At 35.7% G+C, this 7,126-nt stretch carries 7 protein-coding genes; 2 read left to right on the forward strand and 5 right to left on the reverse strand.

Going from position 1 to position 7,126, the window contains the following annotated elements:
• The coding region (locus M0Q20_RS10510; RefSeq protein ID WP_295061685.1) for a sensor domain-containing diguanylate cyclase at positions 1-1,720 on the forward strand (1,720 nt) is incomplete at its 5' end.
• A 13-nt stretch (positions 1,721-1,733) separates the two neighbouring features.
• Here the strand turns inward: M0Q20_RS10510 and M0Q20_RS10515 are convergent.
• The 5 genes from M0Q20_RS10515 to M0Q20_RS10535 form a co-directional block, all read right to left on the reverse strand.
• Positions 1,734-2,792 (reverse strand): sensor domain-containing diguanylate cyclase, encoded by a 1,059-nt coding sequence (locus tag M0Q20_RS10515; protein ID WP_295061688.1) that lies wholly within the window; start codon positions 2,790-2,792, stop codon positions 1,734-1,736.
• An 80-nt stretch (positions 2,793-2,872) separates the two neighbouring features.
• Complete coding sequence (locus tag M0Q20_RS10520) at positions 2,873-3,811, reverse strand: cation diffusion facilitator family transporter (protein ID WP_295061690.1); 939 nt, start codon at positions 3,809-3,811, stop codon at positions 2,873-2,875.
• 34 nt (positions 3,812-3,845) lie between these two features.
• Positions 3,846-4,517 carry a TonB family protein gene (locus tag M0Q20_RS10525; protein ID WP_295061693.1) on the reverse strand — a complete coding sequence of 224 codons (672 nt, stop codon included), beginning with the start codon at positions 4,515-4,517 and terminating at the stop codon, positions 3,846-3,848.
• A gap of 143 nt (positions 4,518-4,660) precedes the next feature.
• Positions 4,661-4,999 (reverse strand): P-II family nitrogen regulator, encoded by a 339-nt coding sequence (locus M0Q20_RS10530; RefSeq protein ID WP_295061702.1) that lies wholly within the window; start codon positions 4,997-4,999, stop codon positions 4,661-4,663.
• Positions 5,000-5,077: 78 nt separating this feature from the next.
• The gene (locus tag M0Q20_RS10535) at positions 5,078-6,331 is read right to left on the reverse strand and encodes an ammonium transporter (RefSeq protein ID WP_295061696.1); all 1,254 of its coding nucleotides are present in this window, start codon (positions 6,329-6,331) and stop codon (positions 5,078-5,080) included.
• Positions 6,332-6,556: 225 nt separating this feature from the next.
• Here M0Q20_RS10535 and M0Q20_RS10540 point away from each other — a divergent pair.
• A partial coding sequence (locus M0Q20_RS10540) for a hypothetical protein (protein ID WP_295061699.1) occupies positions 6,557-7,126 on the forward strand: 570 nt, incomplete at its 3' end.

The raw sequence follows: 7,126 nt of genomic DNA on the forward strand, positions 1-7,126 counted from the left end.
TAAAAAAGATATACTCATTAATATACTTACAATACTTCTCTTTGCTCTACTGACATACTTCTACTACAAGATTCAAAAAAAGAGTCAAAAACTTCAAAAAAGCAATAACGCGCTAAAGAGCATAAAGCGTCTTGCAAAACTCGGTTTTTGGGAGTTTGATGCAGAGAGCAAAAAGTTGACATGGAGTGATGAAATATACGATATCTTCAATCTTGAGCAGCAATCCATTACACCTACTTTTGATATCTTTTTAAGCTATGTTCATCCTGATGACAAAGAAGTGTTAAAAAATGTATTTTCAGACTCTATAAAGACAAAAAGCGACTACCAAATCCAACACAGAGTTATAAGACCGGACAACTCTATACTCCATGTAAACGAGATTGGTTATCACTCCTATAATGAAAAAGGTGAACATACACATACAGTAGGAACAGTTCATGATGTAACCAATATTGTTGAGTATGAAGAGAAAATCTGCTCTATAAAAAATGAGCTCCAATCAATTGTCAACCATATCCCCAGCATTATGTTTAGATGCAAAGCAGACAAAGATATGACAATGCTCTTTATGAACCCTGCTGTCCATAAAATCACAGGTTACAAGCCTCAAGGTTTTATTTTAAACAGAGTCAGAAACTTTAGAGAGTTGATTCATCCTGATGATAAGCAAACCGTTGAGTCAAAAATTCAAAAAGCTATAGCAGATATAGACCAATACTCCATAGAGTATAGGATTTTAAACTCTATCGGTGACGAGGTATGGGTTCGGGAGAGTGGAAGAACTAGCATAAATGAAGATGGATTAAAGATAATAGAGGGAATTATCACAGATATAACACACCAAAAAAACAGTATGAATATGCTTCGTAAATTTATAGATATACAAGATAGTATCGTTATTTTGACAGATTCGACAAAGATACTCTTTGCAAATAAGAAGTTTTACGACTTTTTTGGATATGAGAATCTAGAGGAGTTTTCACAAGAACATCCATGCATAAACAATCTATTTATAGAAGATAGCACTTTCTTTCATGTCGGAAAAATGATGCCAAAAGAGGAGCATTGGATAAGAAGTTTATTAAACCTTCCCGGCAGAGAGAGAATAGTATCTATGCTAAATAAAAACAATAGACCCCATGCATTCTCAGTCTCCATTAACAGCTATGATCCTCAATCGTATGTGATAAACTTTAGTGATATTAGCGATACGATGTTTGAGAAACTTCAACTAGAGATAAAAGCAATCAAAGACCCTCTCACAAACGCTTATAACAGAACATACTTTGACTCATCTATAGAGAGTATACTTAAAAATAATGAGAAGCGAAACGGTAAAACCGGAATCATACTCTTTGACATTGACCACTTTAAAGATGTAAATGACAACTATGGACATGATATTGGGGATAAGGTTTTAAAAAATCTAGTAACTACTACAAAGCGCTTTATAAGAAAAGATGACAAGCTAATTAGATGGGGTGGAGAGGAGTTTATTGTTGTTATGTACACTAAAACTATAGATGATATTATACGGCAAGCAGAGCACCTTAGATTTGTGATACAAAACGAGAAAGTTGAAAATATACCGGCTATTACTTGTAGTTTTGGTGTAGCCTTGCATGATGAGAGAGACGCAATTGAAGATACGATTAAAAAGGCAGATGAAAAGATGTATGAAGCAAAAAGAGGCGGCAGAAACCAAGTGAAGTCATAAAACTTTAAGAGTTTTAAGTAACAACTCTATTCCTTCCTTGCTTCTTAGCTCTATATAGAGCATCATCAGCAGTTTTTATAAAGTTGTCTCTGCTCTCATTTTCTTTATAAAAAGCCATTCCAAAACTACATGTCAAAGTCAATTTTTGAACAAACAAAAAGCTCTCTATCGCTTTTCTTAACTTTTGAGCTAGAGCAATTGCGCTCTCTCTTTTAGTCTGAGGAGACAAGATAACAAACTCCTCCCCTCCCCATCTTGCAAAGATATCAGTATCTCTGATATTACTCTTTACAATATCCGTTATTGCTTGTAAAACTTCATCACCGACATTGTGTCCATAGTTGTCATTTACATCTTTAAAGTGGTCAATATCAAACATTATAAGTACTAGTGGAGTTTTATATCTTAAGGCACGCCCTATTTCAGCCTTGAATATCTCATCAAATTTATGACGGTTATATATTCCTGTTAGCTTATCAGTCGTTGCAAGTTTTTCAAGATTTTTCTCCATCTCTATTCTTTTTGTTATATCAAGACAAGTTCCTGAAATAATATTTCCCTCAATATGTGCACTGATTTGTATAACTCTCTGCTCTTTGTTTTTTGTCAAAAGATTCATCTCAATATTGTCAACTCTGCCATGCTCTTTAAGCTGAGATACGAAGCTAGCTCTTTGCGCCGGCTCTTTATATGCATTAATTATATTTTTATTCTTCAACTCATCAAGCGATTCGTAGCCCATAATCTTAATTAAAGAGTCATTTACGTAAAGCACCTCTCCATCTATGGTTGTAGTAAAAATCCCGACTTGTGAATTTTCTACTAAACTTCTATACTCTTTTTGTGATATTTCAAACTCTTTAATTTCACTGCTATCCTCTTTAATATATTCAATACTTTTTCTCTTTTGAAAAGATTTTGTTATTAAAAAATATGTAGCTATAGAAGCTATTGGCACAATTATTACAGCGTAAAGAAGTAGAGAGTTTTCAGTTGATGTGTAGCATATGTAGAAAAGTATTACTGCAAAAAGAGTGATAAACATAGCTGCTAATATTTTTTTTAACAACATAGTAGGCTCCTTTTATTGCAGGTATTGTTAAAAACGGTAAACTACTATCTTATTGTTAATAATGTTAAAAAAGACTTCATCTAAACAATTAACTTGCTAAACTCTATCTGTATAGTTACATGTCCTATATTAAATTTATCTTCTAAAAACTTGCCGACATCAACAATAGTATCGTTATATAATTTAGCCTCTTTAGAGTCTAAAACTATGTGACATGTAAGATAGTAGTAGTTATGCGAAATCTCCCAACAATGTATATCATGTACATCAACCACATGTTCAAACTCCTCTAAAATTGCACTTTTTATCTCTTGGGTATTGTGCGGAGAGCCCTCTAAGAGAACATGTATGGAGTTGCTAAGCAGATCTTTTGCCCATTTTGCTATCACGATAGCTACAAGCAGAGCCAATATGGTATCTAGTATATAAAATTGTGTGTAGTAGATAACTATAGCACCCAAGATAATAGCCGCGGAGGAGATTGTATCTGCTAGCATATGCAAAAACGCGGATTTTATGTTGATGTTGTCATGATTTGCTCTTAGGAGTATAAGCCCCGTAATCACGTTTACAACCAACCCTAAAGTAGCTATCCAAATAGTCGCAGTTACGAGTATCTCCTCTGGATGCAAGAGTCTCATTATCGCCTCATAAACTATCCACAAAACTGAGAGTGCTATGGTAAGACCGTTTATAAATGCCGCTAAAACCTCAGCCCTATGGTAGCCAAACGACTTCTCATCATCAATCTCTTTTGTAGAGATTATAAGTGCAAAGAGTGAAAGCCCGAGTGCAAAAGCATGAGTAAACATATGAATTGCATCACTAATAAGTGCTAGTGAGTTTACATAGATACCCCCTACTATCTCAACTATCATAACTACAAATGTTATAGCAAAAGAGAGTTTTAGTAGTTTTTTATCTTTTAGTGTGCCGTGGTCATGATTGTGTCCGTTTTTATCTTTGCTTGGCTTGATTGGAAGAGGATGGTGGTGATTGTCGTTATATTTACATGTCATATCTCTTAATTCCTATTTTAAAAAGTATATAATCTTAATTCAAAGTATACTCTATCGGTAGACTCAATGTAACTACTTGCTCCGGCTTTGGAAATTTTCCATCTAGCTCTTGAATAGTTTTAATAGCTGCTCGGCTTAATATATTGCTGTTTGAATCAACTATCTCAATGTTACTGATTTTTGCATCACAGTCTAGCGTGAATTTTATGCTGACTCTGCCCATTATATTTCTTTTTCGTGCCGCTAGGGGATAGTACAGATTCTCTCTTATAAGCTCAATAATTTTAGATGTATTTACCTTCATGTACTCATCCCTGCTGTACTTTTCTTCTAAAATACTCTTTTTGGCTTTCTTTGGCTCTGTCTTTAAAACTTCTTTTTTTTCTTTACTCTCTTTTTCTACTCTAACTTCTTTATCTATTTTAACCTCTTTCATTACATTCTCTTGGCTCTCTTTTTTTATGCCAACATCAGGGACAAGAGGCTTTGGGGCTTTAAGTTCAAGCTTCTTATGCACTACCTCAGGAACTGTTTTTTCTACTTTGGGTTCTATTTTAGGCTCCGGTTTTTTCTCTATTTGTGGCTTTGGTTCCTCTTTGGGTTTTGGCTTTTGAACTCTCTTAGCCTCTTTTATCTCTTTTTGAAAACTCATTTTGTTTAATTGCAAACATACTCTATCCTCTTGATAGGTTTTTTGCGTCTGCATATAATTACTCCATGTAAAGTATGCACCAAGGAGTAAAAGGAGATGAACTACTATAGAGATAAGGAGGGAGTTGCTATGTCTAATCATAAAGAAGATAGTAACAAAAAGATTGTTACTACTTCGTTAAATGCAGATATAAATATTTATATAGCTTCGCTATCAGTCTCACCCGTACGAATACGTATAATTTTTTCAATATCGGTTACAAATATTTTGCCATCGCCTATCTTGCCTGTTTTGGCAGCTTCTACAATAGTATCTATAACCTGCTCTACACTTTCATCATTAACTACCATCTCTAGTTTTATCTTTGGCAAAAAATCCACAACATACTCAGCACCGCGATAAAGTTCACTATGCCCTTTTTGACGACCATAGCCCTTCACTTCGCTTACCGTCATGCCTGTAATTCCTATCTCAGCCAAAGCATCTTTTACATCTTCTAATTTAAATGGCTTTATAACCGCTTCTACTTTTTTCATCATAATATCTCCAAATTAAGTTTAAAATTGTAACTGTTTTTATATTTTTACACAACTGCTATTTAATCTAAGCTGCTATTACAGATTTAGCGCTTTTTCTCCGTGAAGAGTCTCATCAAGACCTCTATGTTCACTCTCATCATCAACTCGCCCTCCACCCGTAAGTATAGAAGCTACAAAATAAACAATTGCAGTTGCCACGGCACTATATATAATAGTCAAAGCAATAGCTTTTAGCTGATTTGCAAGCTGTAAAATCATGTTGTATTCTTGCGGCTTTGCATAATCTGCAATAAAGAGTGCAGTAGCTACAGATCCCCAAATGCCGACTAAACCGTGAATCCAAAAAGCATCTAACGCGTCATCAACTTTAAACATATTTTTAAGCTTAGAAACACCGTAAAAGCCTAAAGCACCACCGATAAAACCAATTATAATTGCACCCTCAACACCCGTACTACCTGAAGCAGGAGTAATTGCAACAAGACCTGCAACAGCACCGGAAGCAGCACCAACTAAAGTAGCTTTTTTGTAAACTAGCCACTCAAAAGTTATCCACCCAATAACACCAAGAGAGGCAGAAACATTTGTCACTAAAAATGCAGAGGCAGCAACACCGTCAGCTGCTAACTGAGAGCCCGCGTTAAAACCAAACCATCCAAACCATAATAGTGCGGCACCTAGTGCCGCCAAAACAGGCGAAAATGGCTTGATTGCAACTTTACCGTAATCTTCTCTTCTCCCAAGGATTATTGCAACAACCAAACCTGCTACACCGGCATTTAGATGAACAACCGTTCCGCCTGCAAAGTCCATCTCATCAAAATGAAGTGTTTTACCACCACCCCAAGCCCAGTGTGTAATAGGTGCGTAAACGGCAACTATCCACAATGCGGCAAAGAGAATAAATGTAGAGAACTTAATTCTCTCTATCATAGAACCACTAGCAATTGCAACTGCAATAGCTGCAAAAGTTCCTTGAAATGCGACAAATAGCAGCTCAGGAACAGTGCCGCTTAGAGTACCTGAAGTGATTCCCGACAACATAACCTTGCCGGTACCGATAAAATCGCCCTCACCAAATGCGATAGAGTAACCAACCAGTACCCATACTAAAGAACCGACTGCAAAAGCGCCTAAGCTCATACTAATAGTATTTATAACACTCTTATAACGAGTAAGTCCGCCATAAAACAGCGCAAGCCCGGCAGGTGTCATCAACATAACAAAAGCCGTAGCAACTAACATCCAAGCAGTGTCACCACTACTTAAAGAATCTTTAGCAAACAGCAGAGTCGGCAACACTAACAAAGCAAGCAAATATCTCTTCATAAACTATCCTTATCATTAAGATGTGCAAATTATACATATTAAATACAATAAAATAATCAAAAAAATGATTAAATATTAATCAATATGCCATTATTATGCCATTATTTTGTTTTTGTCCTCAAAAAACAAGGATTTAAGCTTCTATTAAGCTTAGTATTCCTATAGTTTTTACTTATGAATATTATTGTTTTATTCATAAGATTTTTTAATACAAAAGGATTTGCAATGAAAAGATTTTCAACAAAGAAAATCATATCTATTGTTAGTTTATCTATAATGTGTGCCACGGCAGTTGAGGCTAATCCTGCTTTTGCAAGACAGATGGGGATGGATTGTACAGGGTGCCACTTTCAAGCAATGCCAAAACTTAACTCCTTTGGTAGAGAGTTTAAGATGTCCGGTTTTACTATGACAGGTGGGCAACAAGAGCTTAAAAGCGAATCAAACTCAGGTTTGTCTCTTCCTCAACACTTAGGTATTAGTGTTGTAATTAAAGCTCGTCATGTCGATAGAAATAGTGATACTCCTGGGAATGATGATTCACTCTCAGAAATTTTTGATGAATCTGCTCTTTTAATTGGCGGAAAAATTGCCGACAATGTCGGGGGTTCATTTGAGGTGGCTAACGGCTCTAACGATGTAGTTCAAGAAGTGGATGCAAATGGTGCTCCTATTGCCAACAGTTATGTTAGTGAAGGTTCAGGATTAGGGTTTAGCGGTAAACTGACTTTTACAGACACTTTTAGTCTTGGTCGTCTTGGCGTAACTCTGTTTAACACAGATGCTTTAGGTGTG

Source organism: Sulfurimonas sp. (assembly GCF_023229025.1).
Classification (GTDB): Bacteria; Campylobacterota; Campylobacteria; order Campylobacterales; family Sulfurimonadaceae; genus Sulfurimonas.

What these genes read in the sequence shown, in the direction of transcription:
- M0Q20_RS10515 (WP_295061688.1), bottom strand. Translation starts at nt 2,792, where the DNA reads ATGTTGTTAAAAAAAATATTAGCAGCTATGTTTATCACTCTTTTTGCA.
- M0Q20_RS10520 (WP_295061690.1), bottom strand. Translation starts at nt 3,811, where the DNA reads ATGACATGTAAATATAACGACAATCACCACCATCCTCTTCCAATCAAG.
- M0Q20_RS10525 (WP_295061693.1), bottom strand. Translation starts at nt 4,517, where the DNA reads ATGCAGACGCAAAAAACCTATCAAGAGGATAGAGTATGTTTGCAATTA.
- M0Q20_RS10530 (WP_295061702.1), bottom strand. Translation starts at nt 4,999, where the DNA reads ATGAAAAAAGTAGAAGCGGTTATAAAGCCATTTAAATTAGAAGATGTA.
- M0Q20_RS10535 (WP_295061696.1), bottom strand. Translation starts at nt 6,331, where the DNA reads ATGAAGAGATATTTGCTTGCTTTGTTAGTGTTGCCGACTCTGCTGTTT.